The following is a 16708-nucleotide window of genomic DNA, read 5'->3' as shown; positions in this document are numbered from 1 at the left end:
CTTAGCGCTCCTTCAACTTCATAGAGTTGTTGTAAATGTTCATCAGGAAAGAGATCGACAGCGAAATCACAAGATAGAACAGCATCAGCAGCAACACTGCCTCAATGGCGCGTCCTGTTTGCAAAAGGGTGATCCCACCCAGCGTACCGGTCAAATCCATATACCCAACAGCGATCGCCAATGACGAGTTTTTGGTGATGTTGAGGTACTGCGAAATCAGCGGCGGAATAATTACGCGCAGTGCCTGTGGCAGCACAACAAGGCTCATGATCCGCTTGGGCCGTAAGCCCAACGCAGCAGCCGCTTCGGTTTGCCCCTTGGAGATTGCAAGAATACCTGCGCGCACGTTCTCGGCGATAAACGCACCTGTATAGACCGCAAGGGCCAGCCACAGCGCAATAAGAGAGCCGCGGATGGTGAAGCCGCCTTTGAAGTTGAAACCCTTCAACTCTGGGTACTCAAGACCAATGGGATTTCCCAAAACAATCTGCGCCAGAATAGCTGGGACAAAGAATAGGCCAACGGATGGCCAGAAAGTAGAAATCAAACGTCCATGGTTGAAAAGCTGCGCTTTAGCATAACGACGGAACATAAAGATACCCAAGATGGACGCAAGAAACACGCCAATGACCATCATGGAACCTTCATTCCATACGGGGCTTGGCATGAACACACCACGGTTGGTCACGGCAACACTGTTCCACAGCCACATAGATGCTTGCGGATCAGCACCCTTAAACGCGCGGGGTGCGGGAGTTGCATTAATGAGGATTGAGAAAATGATCAGAATCCAGATCAAAACGGGCACATTGCGGAAAATCTCAACATAAAAGCTCATGATCTTACGGACGAGCCAGTTAGGAGATAGTCGCAGCACACCAGCCACAACACCAATGATTGTTGCCGTCACACAAGCTAGGAACGCAACGATCAGCGTATTCAGCAAGCCAACAAGTGCAGCACGGCCATGTGTAGATTGGGATGTATATTCGATAGGGCGCTGGTTGATGTCATATCCCGACTGCTGACCCAAGAAGTCATAAGAGATATTCAGACCGGCGGCCGTAAGGTTGCGCACCAAGTTGCCACCGATGAAAGCCATTGCGGCGATGATCGCGACAAGCGCAATAAATTGGAAGGTATACGAGCGATACCGGGTATCGTTCAGCAACATGGACAAACGGAACCCGCCTTGCGGCGTATCGGGTGTCGAGCTCATAAGGTAATTTCCCTGCTTTTCCTGATCACGCACTTACCACTGAAAAAAGACCAGCGCCGCACGTCAGGTGGTCGGCATATAGAAAAAGGGCGCAGCAAACGCCACGCCCTTTTCCGGATGTGTTTAGCGGAATGGTGGTGAGTAGATCAGACCACCGTCGAGGTACGAAGCGTTCAAGCCACGTGCCAGGCCGATTGGTGTGCTTTCACCGATGTTACGTGCAAATGACTCGCCGTAGTTGCCTACGGCTTCAAGTGCGCGCTTCGCCCAATCTGCATCCAGACCAAGTTGCTCACCCAAGTTGCCTTCGGCACCGAGCAAACGGTTGATTTCTGGGTTGTTTGAACCGTCAGCTGCAAGGCTAGCTGCGTTTACAGATGTCACACCCAGCTCTTCAGCTGAGATCAGTGCGTTGAGTGTCCAGCGAACGATATCGCCCCACTCGTTGTCGCCGTGACGTACCAGCGGGCCGAGTGGCTCTTTTGATACGATTTCGGGCAGAACAACGTGTGCAGATGGATCTGGGAAGTTAGCGCGCTGAGCGGCCAATGCAGATGCGTCAGTTGTGTACACGTCACATGCGCCGGCGTTGTACTGTTGTACAGCTTCTGCGCCTGTTTCGATTGGCACGGGCTCATAGCTGATGTTGTTTGAGCGGAAGTAGTCAGCAAGGTTCAGCTCTGTTGTTGTACCAGTTTGGATACATACAGTCGCGCCATCAAGCTCTTTGGCTGAAGAAACGCCAAGCTCTTTTGGAACCATGAAGCCTTGGCCGTCGTAGTAGTTCACACCAATGAAGTCGAACTTCAGGTCTACGTCACGGCTGAATGTCCATGTTGTGTTACGTGCCAACATGTCGATTTCGCCAGAAGCAAGCGCTGTGAAGCGTGTTTTGCCTGTTGTTGGAACGAACTCAACAGCAGTCGGGTCGCCCAAAACAGCAGCTGCGACCGCGCGACATACGTCAACGTCAAAGCCTTCCCATTCGCCGCTTGAGTTAGGAGCAGCAAAGCCTGGAACGCCGGTGGTCACACCACAGTTCATAATGCCACGTGCTTTGACGTCATCCAACGTACCGGCAGATGCTGCAACTGCAGCCAAGCCTGAGAGTGTCAGTGCGCCAAGAAATACGGTTTTTTTCATAATTACCTCTTCCTGATTTTCCGTCCCTGTTGAGACGGCTTATCCAAGTCAAATATATGCCTGGTTACCGATAGAACGGGACAACGCCCATCCGCAGTGGACAAAGTTGGCCAAAATAGGGGGGGAAGGTCAAGAGAAAGAATGCCCGAACTGGCCCTATTCATGCAAAAACAACCAAGTTGCCGCTGCGTTACGCCTAAGAAGCAAGCAGTGCAGGTTAATTTTTCACCCACGCAAAGAATTGTGCCGCGTTTTCAAAGGCAAGGCGCTTTGATTCCATGAGTGCATCCGCCTCTTCATCGCGGCCCCACTGCTCAATCTGCCATTCCTCATCGATTCTCGACCACGCCCAAAGCGCATCCAACGGGTGACTGTCGCGCGCCGCTGCAAGTCCCAAAACCAATGAGCCGCTGATACAAACAAGGTCATGCAAAGCCGCTACTTCAAAAACGCTCAATGCGTGCACTGCAGCAGAAAGGTTGGCCAAAGAAGTCGGGTCTTGTTCTACGAACATGACACCGTTGCCAGTGTTAAGCCGCGCTGAAAATGTCTGATCCGCCCAATCGAGCATCGGGTCCCATGCCGCTGCTTGACGGGCAATCAACTCATCAGGCTGTAGCGCGCGGTAACAAAGCAGATCAGTCTCACCGTAACTTGCCAGCATGTCCGCAACATCGGACTTTTGCGGTGTAACCTTTTCAATGGCCGCATTCGCATAGCGGGTCGCAGGCATGGAAAGCGGATCAATCTCATCACTTTGCGCACGCCACTCACCTGCAATGGCATCTGCCAACGGCCGAGACGGCACGCACAGCACATTCTTCAGCGGTGTTTTGACCTGCCGACCATCAAGATGAACCTCAAACCCGGCATCAACAGGTGCGACATCGACGTCCGTCCAGAAACGTTTGTTCTTCCACTCGCTCAAAATTCATCCCCATCAAACGGGTTGGCTGGCACATCAGAAGCCGACCAACCGAAAGTTTGCCAAGTACGTTCCATATGATCAGGCAGCGGCGCGGTTAGCGTCAGCTGTGCGCCCGTCATGGGATGCAACAAGTTCAGTGAACGCGCATGAAGGTGCAATTTCTTGCTGATGTCACCACCAAGCTGTGCGCCCCAACCATCCCCAAAGTTTTCCTGACTACTGCCGCCGTATTTACCATCACCAACAATCGGGTGTCCGATCTCAGCCATGTGCGCGCGCAACTGGTGGGTCCGACCTGTGACAGGCGTCAGCGCCATCCAAGCCGCACGAGACGCCAGCCGCGACAGCACCGCATAATCAGTGTGCGCACGTTTTGCGTCATCATCAAAGCGCACTTCATCGGGGTGAACGCAAATCATCCGCTCGCCTTCGCCCCGGGCGCCATGACCAGTGGCCTTCTTCAGCCCGTATTTGACCGACGCCATACCGGGGTGCGGAACACCCGCGACAATGGCCCAATAAATCTTGCGGGTTTCGCGGTGACGGAATGCGGCGGTAAAGGCCTGCGCCGCAGCGCGGGTACGCGCCAACAACAACACACCAGAGGTGTCTTTGTCCAAACGGTGCACCAAACGTGGCTTCTCTTCGAAACCGAATTTCAACGCTTCAGATAGCATATCCACATGGCGGGTCTGCTTGCTGCCCCCCTGTGAAGGCAGGCCCGCAGGTTTGTTCAAAACCACAATGTGATCATCGCGGTAGATCACACAGGACTGGATCATCTTCACATCATCTGCACTGATCTTGGCTTTAGGCACATAAGCGACCGGCTCAGCCTCATCAGGGATCGGCGGTACACGCACGGTCTGACCAGCCATCACACGGCTCGAAGACTTCACACGACCCCCATCAAGACGTAGCTCACCTTTGCGGCACATCCGCTCAATACGGCCTTGAGCCAAATGCGGGTACCTGCGGCGTAGCCACCGATCAATCCGCTGGTCCGCTTCATCCGCTTCAATGGTCAATAGTTGGACGCCGCTCATGACAGGCTCCTTGCAAGTGTAAGGCCAACCCCACAGGCCAAAAGGGACAGAAGCACCGAAGCTCCCACGTAGGCGCCAGCATACAATATACGGCCCTCTTCCATCAATCTTAGCGTGTCCAGGGAGAACGCACTAAAGGTGGTAAACCCACCCAACACACCTGTCATCACAAAGGGAAGCCACGCTTTATCAAGCGCGAGCCAAATAACCCCGATTGCAAATGATCCCGCAACGTTCACGGCCAAGGTACCCATTGGGAACGCAACCCAAAGCCCCACCGCAAAGCGCAAACACGCGCCAACAGCACCGCCAAGCGCTACAGAGATAAGTGTTGAAAACATTGGGGGCGTTTGCGCGCCAACGAAGCTTTTGTCAACTGCCGCGCTTTGCCCGCAACTTTGCGAAATATTCCAGTCGGCGGTTTAGGTCCCGCTCAAAGCCGCGCTCAACCGGCTGATAAAATTGTGGGCGCTCCATGCCATCGGGGAAATAGTTCTGCCCCGAAAACCCATCTTCTGCATCATGGTCATAGGCGTAGCCCTTGCCGTAGCCTTGGTCCTTCATGAAACTGGTCGCACCATTCAGAATATGTTTAGGCGGAGGCGCTGAACCAGTTGCCTTGGCGGCGGCACGCGCGGCTTTGTAGGCCACGTAAACACCGTTCGATTTAGGGGCCAGCGCGATATAGGTCAGAGCCTGCGCAAGTGCTAACTCCCCCTCCGGGCTACCAAGCCGCTCGTACGTTTCCCACGCCTGTAAACACACTGCTTGGGCTTGGGGGTCTGCAAGGCCAATGTCTTCCACAGCCATCCGTGTTATGCGGCGCGCCAAAAAGCGTGGGTCTTCCCCGCCATCCAGCATACGGGCGAACCAATAAAGCGCCGCATCAGGGTCCGAGCCGCGCACCGATTTATGCAACGCACTGATTAGGTTGTAATGCGCATCGCCACTTTTGTCGTACTGCGCTGCACGCCGCATCAAGCGGGTACTCAGCTGGGCTGCATCTAGTGGCGACGCAACTTTCCAAGCTGCTACTTGTTCGATCAAGTTGAGGGCGGCGCGACCATCCCCATCTGCCATTTCAAGAAGTGCACGGCGCGCATCGCCATCAAGCGGCAAGTCACGCCCCAACTCAGCCTCCGCGCGCTGCGCAAGCAGCTCTAAGTCATCGGTCGACAAACGTTCAAGAACCATCACAGACGCCCGCGACATGACGGCTGCGTTCAATTCAAAGCTAGGGTTCTCCGTCGTCGCCCCCACCAGTAAGATCGTACCATCTTCCATATGCGGCAAGAACCCGTCCTGCTGCGCTTTGTTAAATCTGTGAATCTCGTCCACAAACAGAAGCGTACCCTGCCCGTTGGCCCTGCGCATTTTAGCCGCTTCAAATACTTTTCGTAGCTCAGGCACACCCGTGAAAATGGCACTGATCTGCACAAAGTGTAGGTCAGTCTCGTGAGCCAGTAGACGCGCAATTGTGGTCTTGCCAACACCCGGAGGGCCCCAGAAAATCAAAGATGACAAACTGCCGGCCGCGAGCATTACTCCAAGCGGCGCCTCAGCGCCAAGGACGTGCTGCTGACCAATAACGTCTGCTAACGACTGTGGACGCAACCGGTCCGCCAGCGGACGCGTGCCGGCAGAGGCTTCAGGCTCAGACGTGGCGAAGAGATCAGTCATACGTCGAAACTACGCCCATGAAGAGCCGAGGGGAAGCTGCTGATTGTCGACATTTTCAAAAGACTTAGTCGAAATAAAAAAAAGCCCCACCGCATTTCTGCGACGGGGCCCGAATTCAAATGTAGGGCGTGATGCCTTACTCAGCAGCAGCTTCTGCCGCTTCGGTGCGCGCACGGTCTGCTGCACCTTTTGCATCGCGGTCACGATCAACAAACTCGATGATCGCCATCGGCGCCATGTCACCGTAACGGAAGCCAGCTTTCAGAACACGCACGTAACCACCTTGGCGGTCTTTGTAGCGTGGTCCGAGAACTTCAAACAATTTCGCAACATATGCGTCTTGCTTCAAACGGCTTGCAGCCTGACGACGTGAGTGAAGGTCGCCTTTTTTGCCCAATGTTACCAGCTTTTCGATAACGCGACGAAGTTCTTTCGCCTTTGGCAGTGTTGTTTTGATTTGCTCATGCTCGATGAGCGAGCCAGCCATGTTTGCAAACAGCGCCTTACGGTGCTCGTGTGTGCGATTTAGGCGGCGGTAACCTTTTGCGTGACGCATTTCTTATCTCCTAATTATGCTTTGTAGCGAGGGTCTGATGCGTGTCAGCCCTTCAAATTGGGGCGGGATTGCCCAGTCTGTATGCAGAGCGGACCATATATCGGCCCGCTCCGCGTAATATCAACTTAGAAGTTGTCTTCGAACTTCTTAGCCAGATCTTCAATGTTGTCCGGTGGCCAGTCCTCAACATCCATGCCGAGGTGCAAGCCCATGCCTGACAATACTTCTTTGATTTCATTCAAAGACTTACGACCAAAGTTAGGCGTGCGGAGCATTTCAGCTTCGGTTTTCTGGATAAGATCACCAATGTAGACAATGTTGTCGTTCTTCAGGCAGTTTGCTGAACGAACAGACAATTCCAACTCGTCCACTTTCTTGAGAAGCAGTGGGTTGAATTCAAGGCCATCATCTTCTTGTGCAGCTGATGCGCTTTCAGGCTCATCAAAGTTCACAAAGATAGACAACTGGTCCTGCAGAATGCGCGCCGCGTAAGCAACAGCATCGTCTGGCGTGATTGAACCATCTGTTTCAAGCTTAAGTGTCAGCTTGTCATAATCCAGAACCTGACCTTCGCGTGTTGGCTGAACGTCATAGCTTACCTTTTTGACAGGTGAGTAGATCGCATCAATTGCCATCATGCCGATAGGCGCATCTTCTGGTTTGTTCTTGTCCGCAGCAACGTAGCCTTTGCCCGTGTTGACGGTCAGTTCCATGAACACGTCCGCGCCATCGTCAAGGTGACAGATCACATGGTCTTTGTTCAAAACTTCAACACCAGCAGACTCGGAAATGTCGGCAGCAGTCACAACGCCTGGACCCTTAGCTTGGATAGAAACCCGCTTGGGGCCTTCTACGTCCATGCGGATCGCAACGCCTTTAAGGTTCAAGATGATGTCGGTGACGTCTTCACGTACACCAGCAACGCTTGAAAACTCGTGCAGAACATTATCGATTTGAACCGCAGTAATGGCAGCACCCTGAAGTGATGACATCAAAATACGGCGCAGGGCGTTGCCCAACGTCAAACCGAAACCACGCTCAAGCGGTTCAGCTACAACAGTTGCCTGACGTGCAGGATCGTTGCCGGGCTTTACAGCCAGTTGCTGTGGCTTGATCAGTTCTTGCCAATTCTTATGGATCATGCGTCCCTCCATTCTTGCGTTCCTTCCATGTCCTAAAAGGAGCGCTCTCGAGGTTAAAAATGACGAAATGGGGCCGTGTGCGAGACGCGGCCCCAAGGATATTCAGGTATTATACGCGGCGACGCTTTGGTGGGCGGCAACCGTTGTGCGCCATTGGCGTCACGTCACGGATAGATGTGATGTTGAAACCAACTGCAGCCAAAGCACGCAGCGCAGATTCACGGCCTGAACCGGGGCCTTGCACTTCGACTTCCAGCGTCTTCACGCCGTGCTCTTGCGCTTTTTTACCAGCATCTTCAGCCGCCATCTGCGCCGCATATGGCGTAGACTTACGTGAGCCTTTGAAGCCCATTGTGCCAGCTGACGACCAAGAAATGGCGTTGCCTTGAACGTCTGAGATGAGGATTTTTGTGTTATTGAAAGAAGAGTTTACGTGAGCAACGCCAGCGGCGATATTCTTACGTTCTTTTTTCTTAGTGCGGGTCTTATCACGAGCCATGGATCAGTCCCCCTTATTTCTTCTTACCAGCAATGGCCTTTGCAGGACCTTTGCGAGTACGAGCGTTAGTGTGTGTGCGCTGACCACGGACAGGCAGGTTACGACGGTGACGTAGGCCACGGTAGCAACCAAGGTCCATCAGACGCTTGATGTTCATCGTTGTTTCACGACGCAGGTCGCCTTCAACGGTGTAGTTTTCATCGATGTGCTCACGCAGTGACAAAATTTCCGCATCGGAAAGTTCGTTCACGCGGCGCGTGAGGTCGATCCCCAACGCTTCGCAAATCGCATAAGCAGAGGTGTTACCAATGCCAGTAACATAAGTGAGGGCAATCACGACGCGCTTATTCGTCGGGACGTTAACGCCGGCAATACGAGCCAATGTTCTCTTCCTTTTTCAGTTGCGGATCCGTAGTTCCAGACCCTTTTTTCACAACATCGGACGGAAAGTCCTTTGTCATATCGAGGTATTTAGCACTCAAAAGCGCAACTACCCCGACTCAGAAGAGCGGGGCAGATGGGGCTAGCTAGGGCCTTTTGGCTCAAGCGTCAATACGAGGTTGTTCACTCAATCCAGAATAGCGTTGATTTCGCCAGCAACGTCACCGATTTCGCCCAGACCGTTCACCGAAGACAGCTGTTCCTTCGCGTAGTAATACCCAATCAGTGGGCTGGTCTGTTTATAGTAAGCCATCAGACGCGTCTTCAGGCTATCTTCGTTGTCATCTGCGCGCCGCTGGAAATTGCTGCTGCCGCAGTTCGAGCACTTGCCATCCGCAGGCTGCGGCTTGGTCGCATCATTATAGACTTCACCACAGTCACCACAGGTTGAGCGGGCCGTAATCCGCGCAACGAGAGCCTCGTCATCAACACGCATTTCAATCACTGCATCAAGAGATGCCCCGATCTTATCCATCAGCTTTGCCAGCGCATCTGCCTGAGGCAACGTGCGCGGGAAACCATCAAAGATGAAGCCGCCCTTTGCATCACCGGTCAGCTTTTCTTCGATCAAACCAATAACGATCTCATCAGTCACCAAGTTGCCCGCATCCATCACTGCCGCGACTTTTTTGCCCATCTCCGTTCCGGATGTCTTTGCTTCACGAAGCATGTCACCGGTTGAGAGTTGGATCATATCGCGTTGCTCAACGAGCTTGCGTGCTTGGGTGCCTTTGCCAGCACCAGGAGGTCCGAGGAGAATGATGTTCGTCATATTTTTTGGTCTTTCTTGGCGATTCACCGAGTTTGTATACTATTGGATACCAAAACGCCCCTACAAATTTGCAGAGGCGCTTAGTAATTTATCAAATCTTAACGGCGAACTGGGCTACGTTTTTTCCGGCGGCCCTTGCCTTTGCCACTTAGCTGGGACTTTTCAATCAAGCCCTCGTACTGGTGAGCGAGCAAATGCGACTGGATTTGTTGAACCGTATCCATGCCGACGCTGACAATAATCAGAATAGATGTACCGCCAAAATAAGCCGTAATTTGTAAGTTCGAGCGGATCATCTCAGGCAGCAAGCACACTAGCGCAAGATAGCCAGCACCAAGCACCAACAGACGCGTCACGACATAATCAAGATACTCAGCTGTTTTCTTGCCGGGGCGAATACCGGGAACAAAACCGTTCTGGTTCTTGAGGTTGTCTGCAACTTCTTCGGTCTTGAAGGCGACGTTAAAGGTGTAAAAGAACGTGAAGAAAATGATCATTGCCGCAAAGAACACGAGGTAAAGTGGCTGACCCAGTCCGAAATAGGCAAGAACAGTCGACATGAACGGACTTGTTTGGTTCCCGCTAAAAGTTGCGAGGGTGGTTGGCAATAGCAACAGAGACGATGCAAAAATCGCGGGGATAACGCCAGCGGGGTTCACTTTGACGGGCAAATGGCTTGAACCGCCATCATACACCTTCATACCAACTTGGCGGCGCGGATACTGAATGGTGATTTTCCGTAAAGCGCGCTCCATGAAGACGACAAACGTTAGCGTCGCCCCAATCATAAAGAGAACACCAACGATCGTAGCAGAGTTAAGTGCACCAGAACGGCCTTGGCTAAAGAACTGAGCAAAGGCCAACGGCAATTCTGCAATAATACCAACGAAGATTATCAGAGAGATACCATTACCGATACCGCGTGCTGTAATCTGCTCACCAAGCCACATCAGGAACATCGTGCCACCCACAAGGGTCACAACACACGAAATGCGGAAGAACCAACCGGGATCAGTCACAAGATCGCCAGCCTCAAGCGAGACAGCCAACCCGTACGCTTGGAACGTGGCCAGCACCACTGTGCCGTAACGCGTGAACTGGTTGATTTTCTTACGGCCAGGCTCGCCTTCTTTTTTCAGCTGCTCGAAATAGGGAACCATCGCTGTCAAAAGCTGAATGATAATCGAAGCTGAGATGTAAGGCATAATGCCGAGGGCAAAGATGCCCATCCGCGACAGCGCACCACCGGTAAACATGCCCAAAACGCCCGCAATACCGCTGGCCGCTTGATCCATAAACGTACGCAGACTGTCTGCATCGATGCCCGGTACAGGAATATAGGTTCCGATCCGATAGACGATTAACAAACCAATCGTAAATAAAATGCGCTGGCGCAATTCGGTCGCTTTGCCGAAAGCCCCCCACGACATGTTGGAGGCCATTTGTTCCGCAGCTGATGCCATATCAATCGTCTCTTTTAATCAAATGCGCCGCCAGACGGCTTCCCGTTGGCGGCGCTTGGAAAACTTAAAGCGTTATGTAAGGGGCGTAAGCGCCCCTAACAACCTCTTATTCAGCGGCCGCTTCTTTTGCTGGGCCAGTAACGGTCAATTTACCGCCGGCTTTTTCAACAGCAGCGATCGCGCCAGCTGACGCGCCAGTTACTTCAGCAGTAATTTTCGCTGTTACTTCGCCTTTAGCGAGAATGCGGATACCGTCAAGCTTGCGGCGCACAACACCTGTAGATACCAGTGTATCTTCGGTGATTTTGCCAGCTTCCAGAACACCTGCGTCGATGAACTTCTGGATCAAGCCAAGGTTGATAACAGCAAATTTCTTGCGGTTCGGTTTGTTGAAGCCACGCTTTGGAAGGCGTTGGTAGAGGGGCATCTGCCCGCCTTCAAAACCCTTGATCGCAACACCTGAACGGGACTTTTGACCCTTAATACCACGGCCACCAGTCTTACCAGTGCCAGAACCCGGACCACGACCAACGCGCTTGCGTTTTTTGGTTGCCCCGGGATTGTCGTGTAGTTCGTTGAGTTTCATATCGCTTCTCCTTTGCCGGACGGTCTCCCCGAAGCGAACGGGAGGGACACGGCGTTAAAATGATTCGGGACGCCCAATGGAAGCCCACTGGCGGCGTATAGACCCGCAACGCCTTTGGATCAAGGTGCTGCACGCATCAATTACGCCAAACGAAAAGCGCCCCGCACGGATGCGAGGCGCAAATCTGTCAACTAAGCCGAAGCTCAGCCTTTTTCTTCGATGATCTCAACCATGTGAGAGATAGAGTTAACCATGCCGCGAACGGATGGTGTGTCTTCTAGCTCACGGGTTTTGTGCATTTTGTTCAAGCCCAGACCGATCAAAGTCTTACGCTGCTTTTCAGGGCGGCGGATGGGTGAACCGATTTGCTTAACAACGATGGTTTTAGCCATTGGTCAGTCTCCTTAGGCTTCAGCTTCAGCGGCAGGCGCTGGAGCGTCAGTTTTGGACAGGATGTCAGCCACTTTCTTACCACGGCGCTGTGCCACCTGACGGGGGCTGCTTTCCTTAGTGAGGCCATCCAACGTAGCGCGGATCATGTTGTAAGGGTTCTGCGAACCGATTGACTTAGCAACCACGTCCTGAACACCCAACATCTCGAACACAGCACGCATTGGACCACCAGCAATGATACCAGTACCCGTTGGGGCGGTACGCATTACAACTTTGCCTGCGCCGTGACGGCCAGCCATATCGTGGTGCAATGTGCGGCCTTCGCGAAGAGGCACACGGATCATCTGACGCTTTGCTTGCTCGGTAGCTTTGCGAATTGCCTCAGGGACCTCTTTCGCTTTACCTTTACCGAAGCCAACACGGCCTTTCTGATCGCCGACAACTACGAGTGCGGCAAAGCCAAAGCGCTTACCACCCTTTACAGTTTTCGACACACGGTTGATCGCCACCAGACGGTCGGCGAATTCAGGGGTCTCTTCGCGATCGCGACCTTTACCCCGACGGTTTTCACGTTCTGCCATTTTCCGTCTCCTTAGATCTTCAGACCACCTTCACGAGCAGCATCGGCCAAAGCCTTTACTTTCCCGTGAAAGAGGAAACCGCCACGATCGAAGTATGCTTCTTCGACACCGGCTTTTTTCGCACGTTCCGCGATCACTGCGCCAACTTTCGTTGCTGCTGCGATGTTGTTCTGACCTACGACACCCAAGTCTTTCTCCATAGAGGAAGCTGAGGCAACTGTTTTACCAGCTACATCGTCGATCAGCTGTACGCTGATGTTTTTGTTTGAACGGTGAACGGACAAACGCATACGTCCTGCATTCACCTTGCGAAGTTTGTTCCGAACGCGCAGGCGGCGCTTAAGGAACAGAGTTCTTTTACTGTTAGCCATAGCTGCGGTTCCTTACTTCTTCTTACCTTCTTTGCGGAAGATATATTCGTCGACATACTTGATCCCCTTGCCTTTATAAGGCTCGGGCTTACGCCAAGCGCGGATGTTTGCCGCAACCTGACCGACCTGTTGTTCGTCGATACCTTCCACAATGAGCTGTGTGTTCTTCGGGGCAGTTACTGTAACGCCATCTGGAACTTGGAACACAACGTCATGGGACAGACCCAATGACAGTTTGATGTTCTTGCCTTCCATGGCAGCACGATAACCAACACCGTTGATCTCAAGCTCTTTCTTGAAGCCGTCAGTCACACCAGTCACCAGGTTGGCGACCATTGTGCGGGTCATGCCCCACTGTTGACGTGCACGCTTGGACTTGCCGCGTGGCGTTACAGACAAAGCACCATCTTCGACGGCGAGTGTGACATCGTCAGTCGCGGTGAAGGAACGGACACCCTTAGGGCCTTTCACTTCAACGGTCTGACCGTCGATTTTCGCTTCTACACCGGAGGGCAGAGCAACTGGTTTTTTACCAATACGAGACATCTGTTCCTCCTTAGAAGACTGTGCAGAGCACTTCGCCACCGACGTTGGCTGCGCGTGCGTTTGCATCCGACATCACGCCGCGAGACGTGCTGACAATCGACACACCCAAGCCCTGACGGACAGTGGGGATATCATTAGCGCCCATGTAAACGCGGCGGCCAGGTGTAGAAACCCGCTTCACTTCGCGAATGACAGGAGTGCCTTCGTAGTATTTCAGGCTGATTTCGAAAGCAGGGTGGCCATCAATGCCAGTCTTGCCTTCATAACCGCGGATGTAGCCTTCGTCGGCAAGTACATCCAGAACCCAAGCACGGAGCTTGGACGCAGGGGTTTCAACCGTGGATTTGCCGCGCATCTGACCATTGCGGATGCGTGTCAACATATCACCGATAGGATCGTTCATTTGTTAAACCTCCCTTACCAGCTTGACTTGACCATACCAGGGATTTGACCCTGGCTGCCAAGCTCACGAAGAGCAATACGGCTGACCTTAAGCTTACGGTAGTAAGCGTGGGGACGGCCTGTAAGTTGGCAACGGTTGTGAAGACGTGTAGCCGAAGAATTGCGGGGCAATTTTGCCAGCTCAAGCTGTGCTTTGAACCGCTCTTCCATGGGCTTGCTTTCGTCACGCGCGATTGACTTAAGCTCAACACGCTTAGCGGCAAATTTCTCCACCAGGCGCTGACGCTTTTTCTCGCGTTCGATCATAGATTTTTTAGCCATATCTCAGTCCTCTCCGCGCTTACGAATTGAAGGGCATGTTGAAAGCTTTCAACAGTGCCTTGGCTTCCGCATCCGTTGGCGCGGTGGTGCAGATGATGATGTCCATGCCCCAGACTTCGTCGACTTTATCAAAGTCGATTTCAGGGAACACGATGTGCTCTTTCATGCCCATGGCGTAGTTGCCACGGCCATCGAATGACTTACCCGAGATGCCGCGGAAGTCGCGGATACGAGGCATTGCGATGGTGATAAAGCGATCAAGGAATTCGTACATACGCTCGCCGCGCAATGTTACTTTGGTACCAAGAGGCATATCTTCACGAACCCGGAAGCCCGCGATTGATTTCTTGGCCATCGTAACAACAGCTTTTTGGCCAGCGATTGCAGTCAGATCTTCCTGAGCCGCTTTCACTTTCTTGCTGTCTTTTACGCTTTCAGCGCCCGCACCGATGTTCAGAACAATTTTGTCCAAACGCGGGATCTGCATGTCGTTCTTGTAGCCGAACTCTTCTTTCATCGACGCACGAATGGTGTCGTTGTAAAGAGACTTCAGACGGGGGGTGTAGTTTGCTGTATCAAGCATCAATCACGTCTCCCGTGGTTTTGGCGAAGCGAACTTTCTTGTCGCCTTCCATTTTGAAGCCGACGCGTGTTGCTTTGCCGTTCTTGTCGGCAAACGCGAGGTTCGACAGCTCGATGGGCATTGCTTTTGGAATGCGACCACCTTGGCTTGTCTGCGATTGGCGTGTGTGGCGGATGGCGATGTTAACGCCTTCCACAACAGCCTTGCCAGCGGACGGATCAACAGACTGAATAGTGCCTGTTTTGCCTTTGTCTTTGCCAGCGATCACGATGACAGTGTCACCTTTTTTCAACTTAGCAGCCATATCACAGCACCTCCGGCGCGAGCGAGATGATTTTCATGAAGTTTTTGGCGCGCAATTCACGAACAACTGGCCCGAAGATACGTGTGCCGATTGGCTCACCGTTGGTATTCAGGATAACTGCTGCGTTACGGTCAAAGCGAATTGCTGTGCCGTCTTCGCGACGAACTTCTTTAGCGGTGCGAACAACTACGGCCTTACGGACGTCGCCTTTTTTCACACGGCCACGTGGGATGGCTTCTTTAACCGAGACGACAATGATGTCACCTACGGAAGCGTACTTACGCTTAGAGCCACCCAACACCTTAATGCACTGAACACGGCGAGCGCCGCTGTTGTCAGCAACATCCAGGTTGGTCTGCATCTGGATCATTTGGTTTCTCCCGACCTTTGGGGGGCGATGCGTGCCCTATCCCCAGGGTTTCGATTAAGCTGTGAAGCCTGACTTAGTCTGTCAGAACTTCCCAACGCTTTGTCTTAGAACGCGGTGCACATTCGATGATACGAACGAGGTCACCAACATTAAAAGAATTCTTCTCATCGTGCGCCCGGTACTTCTTGGACTTACGGATGGTCTTTTTCAGAACGGGGTGCGTGAAGCGACGCTCAACCGATACAGTGACGGTTTGCTCGTTTTGGTTGCTTGTGACAACACCTTGCAGGATACGCTTGGGCATAGGTTAAGCCTCCGCTGCAGCAGATGCTGCTTTTTCGTTCAGAATTGTTTTTACACGTGCCGCGTCACGACGGACTTGGCGCATACGTGCTGTGTTTTCAAGTTGGCCAGTAGCCTGCTGAAAACGCAGGTTAAAGCTTTCTTTTTTGAGCGATGCGAGGTCTTCGCGAAGCTGATCCGGCGACTTGTCGCGGAGTTCTTTAGCGTCCATTGGACTATTCCTTTTTCAACATCACCAGCGGGCCCCCGAGGGTCACCCCGATTCTGGTGGAGTGGGTGTAGAAGCTGGCCGTATAGGGGGGATAGTGAAACCACGCAACCCCTTTGTTTTTATCGCCCGCAGTATGGGCCAAAAGGGAAGAACCACGCCGCATCATAGTCGGGACGGTCGATGACACTGGCTTGACGCAAGGCGATCAGGTATCGACTGCGCTATGACACAGATTAAATCGCTCTTCGCAACCCGCCTTTACTCAGCCGCTCTGTCACAGCACGGCAAAATTGACCCAACTGAGCTGGAGCAATCCTGCTATGTCATCGCAGAAGATGATGAGGCCGGCCAAGAGTGGTGCGAGCAAAACGGCTATGCAGGCTACACCAGCTATGCGTCCCTTACGGATTTGCCGTGGCGCTTTCCGATCTTCAAGGATGTGGTGGACGCGCTCGATAAACACGTAGCTGAATTTGCCAAGGACCTGTGTTTTGACTTGGGTGACCGTGAATTGGTGTTGGAAGACATCTGGATCAACATCCTGCCAGAAGGCGGCATCCACACATCCCACATTCACCCCCATTCGGTTATTTCTGGAACCACCTATGTGGCAATGCCCAAAGACACCTCGGCGCTGAAGCTTGAAGACCCGCGTTCACAGATGATGATGGCGGCACCACCCCGCACCGCAGACGCGCGGGAAGAGCTAAAAACATTCGTGTACGCCAAACCTGCCGTCGGAGATGTTTTGCTTTGGGAAAGCTGGCTGCGCCACGAAGTACCCATGAACATGTCCGAAGAAGACCGGATCAGCGTTAGCTTTAACTACAAGTGGGCCTAGCCCGTAC

Annotated in this window: 25 protein-coding genes; 1 reads left to right on the top strand and 24 read right to left on the bottom strand. The window is 52.9% G+C overall.

Features of this window, described 5'->3' with window-relative positions:
• Position 1: 1 nt before the first annotated feature.
• The 24 genes from OLX08_RS09440 to rpmC form a co-directional block, all read right to left on the bottom strand.
• Complete coding sequence (locus OLX08_RS09440; RefSeq protein WP_391481059.1) at positions 2–1219, bottom strand: amino acid ABC transporter permease; 1218 nt, start codon at positions 1217–1219, stop codon at positions 2–4.
• A 123-nt stretch (positions 1220–1342) separates the two neighbouring features.
• The gene (locus OLX08_RS09435) at positions 1343–2362 is read right to left on the bottom strand and encodes an amino acid ABC transporter substrate-binding protein (RefSeq protein WP_391481058.1); all 1020 of its coding nucleotides are present in this window, start codon (positions 2360–2362) and stop codon (positions 1343–1345) included.
• 217 nt (positions 2363–2579) lie between these two features.
• Positions 2580–3290: an ATP12 family chaperone protein gene (locus OLX08_RS09430; RefSeq protein WP_391481056.1), complete on the bottom strand. Its 711-nt coding sequence runs from the start codon at positions 3288–3290 to the stop codon at positions 2580–2582.
• A complete protein-coding gene (locus OLX08_RS09425) occupies positions 3287–4336 on the bottom strand; it encodes an RluA family pseudouridine synthase (RefSeq protein ID WP_341247000.1) in 1050 nt (349 codons plus the stop codon). The genes OLX08_RS09430 and OLX08_RS09425 overlap by 4 nt, the downstream gene beginning before the upstream one ends.
• The gene (locus OLX08_RS09420) at positions 4333–4677 is read right to left on the bottom strand and encodes a fluoride efflux transporter FluC (RefSeq protein ID WP_048599024.1); all 345 of its coding nucleotides are present in this window, start codon (positions 4675–4677) and stop codon (positions 4333–4335) included. The genes OLX08_RS09425 and OLX08_RS09420 overlap by 4 nt, the downstream gene beginning before the upstream one ends.
• Positions 4678–4708: 31 nt before the next feature.
• The gene (locus OLX08_RS09415; protein WP_391481054.1) at positions 4709–6016 is read right to left on the bottom strand and encodes a replication-associated recombination protein A; all 1308 of its coding nucleotides are present in this window, start codon (positions 6014–6016) and stop codon (positions 4709–4711) included.
• A gap of 136 nt (positions 6017–6152) precedes the next feature.
• A complete protein-coding gene (rplQ, locus tag OLX08_RS09410; RefSeq protein WP_048599026.1) occupies positions 6153–6572 on the bottom strand; it encodes a 50S ribosomal protein L17 in 420 nt (139 codons plus the stop codon).
• Positions 6573–6697: 125 nt separating this feature from the next.
• Positions 6698–7714, bottom strand: a complete 1017-nt coding sequence (locus tag OLX08_RS09405; protein WP_048599061.1) for a DNA-directed RNA polymerase subunit alpha — start codon at positions 7712–7714, stop codon at positions 6698–6700.
• A 109-nt stretch (positions 7715–7823) separates the two neighbouring features.
• Positions 7824–8213: a 30S ribosomal protein S11 gene (gene rpsK, locus OLX08_RS09400; protein WP_048599027.1), complete on the bottom strand. Its 390-nt coding sequence runs from the start codon at positions 8211–8213 to the stop codon at positions 7824–7826.
• A gap of 13 nt (positions 8214–8226) precedes the next feature.
• Complete coding sequence (gene rpsM / locus OLX08_RS09395) at positions 8227–8595, bottom strand: 30S ribosomal protein S13 (protein WP_048599028.1); 369 nt, start codon at positions 8593–8595, stop codon at positions 8227–8229.
• A 186-nt stretch (positions 8596–8781) separates the two neighbouring features.
• Positions 8782–9426 (bottom strand): adenylate kinase, encoded by a 645-nt coding sequence (locus tag OLX08_RS09390; RefSeq protein ID WP_391481052.1) that lies wholly within the window; start codon positions 9424–9426, stop codon positions 8782–8784.
• 98 nt (positions 9427–9524) lie between these two features.
• Positions 9525–10889, bottom strand: a complete 1365-nt coding sequence (secY, locus tag OLX08_RS09385; RefSeq protein WP_391481051.1) for a preprotein translocase subunit SecY — start codon at positions 10887–10889, stop codon at positions 9525–9527.
• Positions 10890–10995: 106 nt separating this feature from the next.
• The gene (gene rplO / locus OLX08_RS09380) at positions 10996–11475 is read right to left on the bottom strand and encodes a 50S ribosomal protein L15 (RefSeq protein ID WP_048599031.1); all 480 of its coding nucleotides are present in this window, start codon (positions 11473–11475) and stop codon (positions 10996–10998) included.
• A gap of 203 nt (positions 11476–11678) precedes the next feature.
• Complete coding sequence (gene rpmD / locus OLX08_RS09375; protein WP_048599032.1) at positions 11679–11867, bottom strand: 50S ribosomal protein L30; 189 nt, start codon at positions 11865–11867, stop codon at positions 11679–11681.
• Positions 11868–11879: 12 nt separating this feature from the next.
• Positions 11880–12449: a 30S ribosomal protein S5 gene (gene rpsE / locus OLX08_RS09370; RefSeq protein WP_391481049.1), complete on the bottom strand. Its 570-nt coding sequence runs from the start codon at positions 12447–12449 to the stop codon at positions 11880–11882.
• An 11-nt stretch (positions 12450–12460) separates the two neighbouring features.
• On the bottom strand, positions 12461–12820 hold the full coding sequence (gene rplR, locus OLX08_RS09365) for a 50S ribosomal protein L18 (protein WP_048599034.1): 360 nt from the start codon (positions 12818–12820) through the stop codon (positions 12461–12463).
• 12 nt (positions 12821–12832) lie between these two features.
• The gene (gene rplF / locus OLX08_RS09360) at positions 12833–13366 is read right to left on the bottom strand and encodes a 50S ribosomal protein L6 (RefSeq protein ID WP_048599035.1); all 534 of its coding nucleotides are present in this window, start codon (positions 13364–13366) and stop codon (positions 12833–12835) included.
• A gap of 10 nt (positions 13367–13376) precedes the next feature.
• Positions 13377–13769 (bottom strand): 30S ribosomal protein S8, encoded by a 393-nt coding sequence (gene rpsH, locus OLX08_RS09355; RefSeq protein ID WP_048599036.1) that lies wholly within the window; start codon positions 13767–13769, stop codon positions 13377–13379.
• A gap of 14 nt (positions 13770–13783) precedes the next feature.
• Positions 13784–14089 (bottom strand): 30S ribosomal protein S14, encoded by a 306-nt coding sequence (gene rpsN, locus OLX08_RS09350; protein WP_048599037.1) that lies wholly within the window; start codon positions 14087–14089, stop codon positions 13784–13786.
• 19 nt (positions 14090–14108) lie between these two features.
• Positions 14109–14672: a 50S ribosomal protein L5 gene (rplE, locus tag OLX08_RS09345; RefSeq protein ID WP_048599038.1), complete on the bottom strand. Its 564-nt coding sequence runs from the start codon at positions 14670–14672 to the stop codon at positions 14109–14111.
• Positions 14665–14976: a 50S ribosomal protein L24 gene (gene rplX / locus OLX08_RS09340; protein ID WP_048599039.1), complete on the bottom strand. Its 312-nt coding sequence runs from the start codon at positions 14974–14976 to the stop codon at positions 14665–14667. Before rplX ends, rplE begins: the two co-directional genes overlap by 8 nt.
• Position 14977: 1 nt before the next feature.
• On the bottom strand, positions 14978–15346 hold the full coding sequence (gene rplN, locus OLX08_RS09335; RefSeq protein ID WP_048599040.1) for a 50S ribosomal protein L14: 369 nt from the start codon (positions 15344–15346) through the stop codon (positions 14978–14980).
• A gap of 73 nt (positions 15347–15419) precedes the next feature.
• Positions 15420–15650, bottom strand: coding sequence for a 30S ribosomal protein S17 (gene rpsQ / locus OLX08_RS09330; protein ID WP_048599041.1), 231 nt, complete (start codon positions 15648–15650; stop codon positions 15420–15422).
• A gap of 3 nt (positions 15651–15653) precedes the next feature.
• Positions 15654–15860: a 50S ribosomal protein L29 gene (gene rpmC / locus OLX08_RS09325; protein WP_048599042.1), complete on the bottom strand. Its 207-nt coding sequence runs from the start codon at positions 15858–15860 to the stop codon at positions 15654–15656.
• A gap of 223 nt (positions 15861–16083) precedes the next feature.
• Here rpmC and OLX08_RS09320 point away from each other — a divergent pair, with 223 nt between their 5' ends.
• On the top strand, positions 16084–16701 hold the full coding sequence (locus OLX08_RS09320) for a 2OG-Fe(II) oxygenase family protein (RefSeq protein ID WP_391481045.1): 618 nt from the start codon (positions 16084–16086) through the stop codon (positions 16699–16701).
• Positions 16702–16708 lie beyond the last annotated feature (7 nt).

The sequence above is a fragment of the Nereida ignava genome (assembly GCF_047114695.1).
GTDB lineage: Bacteria > Pseudomonadota > Alphaproteobacteria > Rhodobacterales > Rhodobacteraceae > Nereida > Nereida ignava.
This window is presented reverse-complemented; position numbering and strand designations above follow the sequence as displayed.

What these genes read in the sequence shown, in the direction of transcription:
- OLX08_RS09440 (WP_391481059.1), bottom strand. Translation starts at nt 1,219, where the DNA reads ATGAGCTCGACACCCGATACGCCGCAAGGCGGGTTCCGTTTGTCCATG.
- OLX08_RS09435 (WP_391481058.1), bottom strand. Translation starts at nt 2,362, where the DNA reads ATGAAAAAAACCGTATTTCTTGGCGCACTGACACTCTCAGGCTTGGCT.
- OLX08_RS09425 (WP_341247000.1), bottom strand. Translation starts at nt 4,336, where the DNA reads ATGAGCGGCGTCCAACTATTGACCATTGAAGCGGATGAAGCGGACCAG.
- OLX08_RS09420 (WP_048599024.1), bottom strand. Translation starts at nt 4,677, where the DNA reads ATGTTTTCAACACTTATCTCTGTAGCGCTTGGCGGTGCTGTTGGCGCG.
- OLX08_RS09415 (WP_391481054.1), bottom strand. Translation starts at nt 6,016, where the DNA reads ATGACTGATCTCTTCGCCACGTCTGAGCCTGAAGCCTCTGCCGGCACG.
- rplQ (WP_048599026.1), bottom strand. Translation starts at nt 6,572, where the DNA reads ATGCGTCACGCAAAAGGTTACCGCCGCCTAAATCGCACACACGAGCAC.
- OLX08_RS09405 (WP_048599061.1), bottom strand. Translation starts at nt 7,714, where the DNA reads ATGATCCATAAGAATTGGCAAGAACTGATCAAGCCACAGCAACTGGCT.
- rpsK (WP_048599027.1), bottom strand. Translation starts at nt 8,213, where the DNA reads ATGGCTCGTGATAAGACCCGCACTAAGAAAAAAGAACGTAAGAATATC.
- OLX08_RS09390 (WP_391481052.1), bottom strand. Translation starts at nt 9,426, where the DNA reads ATGACGAACATCATTCTCCTCGGACCTCCTGGTGCTGGCAAAGGCACC.
- secY (WP_391481051.1), bottom strand. Translation starts at nt 10,889, where the DNA reads ATGGCATCAGCTGCGGAACAAATGGCCTCCAACATGTCGTGGGGGGCT.
- rplO (WP_048599031.1), bottom strand. Translation starts at nt 11,475, where the DNA reads ATGAAACTCAACGAACTACACGACAATCCCGGGGCAACCAAAAAACGC.
- rpmD (WP_048599032.1), bottom strand. Translation starts at nt 11,867, where the DNA reads ATGGCTAAAACCATCGTTGTTAAGCAAATCGGTTCACCCATCCGCCGC.
- rpsE (WP_391481049.1), bottom strand. Translation starts at nt 12,449, where the DNA reads ATGGCAGAACGTGAAAACCGTCGGGGTAAAGGTCGCGATCGCGAAGAG.
- rplR (WP_048599034.1), bottom strand. Translation starts at nt 12,820, where the DNA reads ATGGCTAACAGTAAAAGAACTCTGTTCCTTAAGCGCCGCCTGCGCGTT.
- rplF (WP_048599035.1), bottom strand. Translation starts at nt 13,366, where the DNA reads ATGTCTCGTATTGGTAAAAAACCAGTTGCTCTGCCCTCCGGTGTAGAA.
- rpsH (WP_048599036.1), bottom strand. Translation starts at nt 13,769, where the DNA reads ATGAACGATCCTATCGGTGATATGTTGACACGCATCCGCAATGGTCAG.
- rpsN (WP_048599037.1), bottom strand. Translation starts at nt 14,089, where the DNA reads ATGGCTAAAAAATCTATGATCGAACGCGAGAAAAAGCGTCAGCGCCTG.
- rplE (WP_048599038.1), bottom strand. Translation starts at nt 14,672, where the DNA reads ATGCTTGATACAGCAAACTACACCCCCCGTCTGAAGTCTCTTTACAAC.
- rplX (WP_048599039.1), bottom strand. Translation starts at nt 14,976, where the DNA reads ATGGCTGCTAAGTTGAAAAAAGGTGACACTGTCATCGTGATCGCTGGC.
- rplN (WP_048599040.1), bottom strand. Translation starts at nt 15,346, where the DNA reads ATGATCCAGATGCAGACCAACCTGGATGTTGCTGACAACAGCGGCGCT.
- rpsQ (WP_048599041.1), bottom strand. Translation starts at nt 15,650, where the DNA reads ATGCCCAAGCGTATCCTGCAAGGTGTTGTCACAAGCAACCAAAACGAG.
- rpmC (WP_048599042.1), bottom strand. Translation starts at nt 15,860, where the DNA reads ATGGACGCTAAAGAACTCCGCGACAAGTCGCCGGATCAGCTTCGCGAA.
- OLX08_RS09320 (WP_391481045.1), top strand. Translation starts at nt 16,084, where the DNA reads ATGACACAGATTAAATCGCTCTTCGCAACCCGCCTTTACTCAGCCGCT.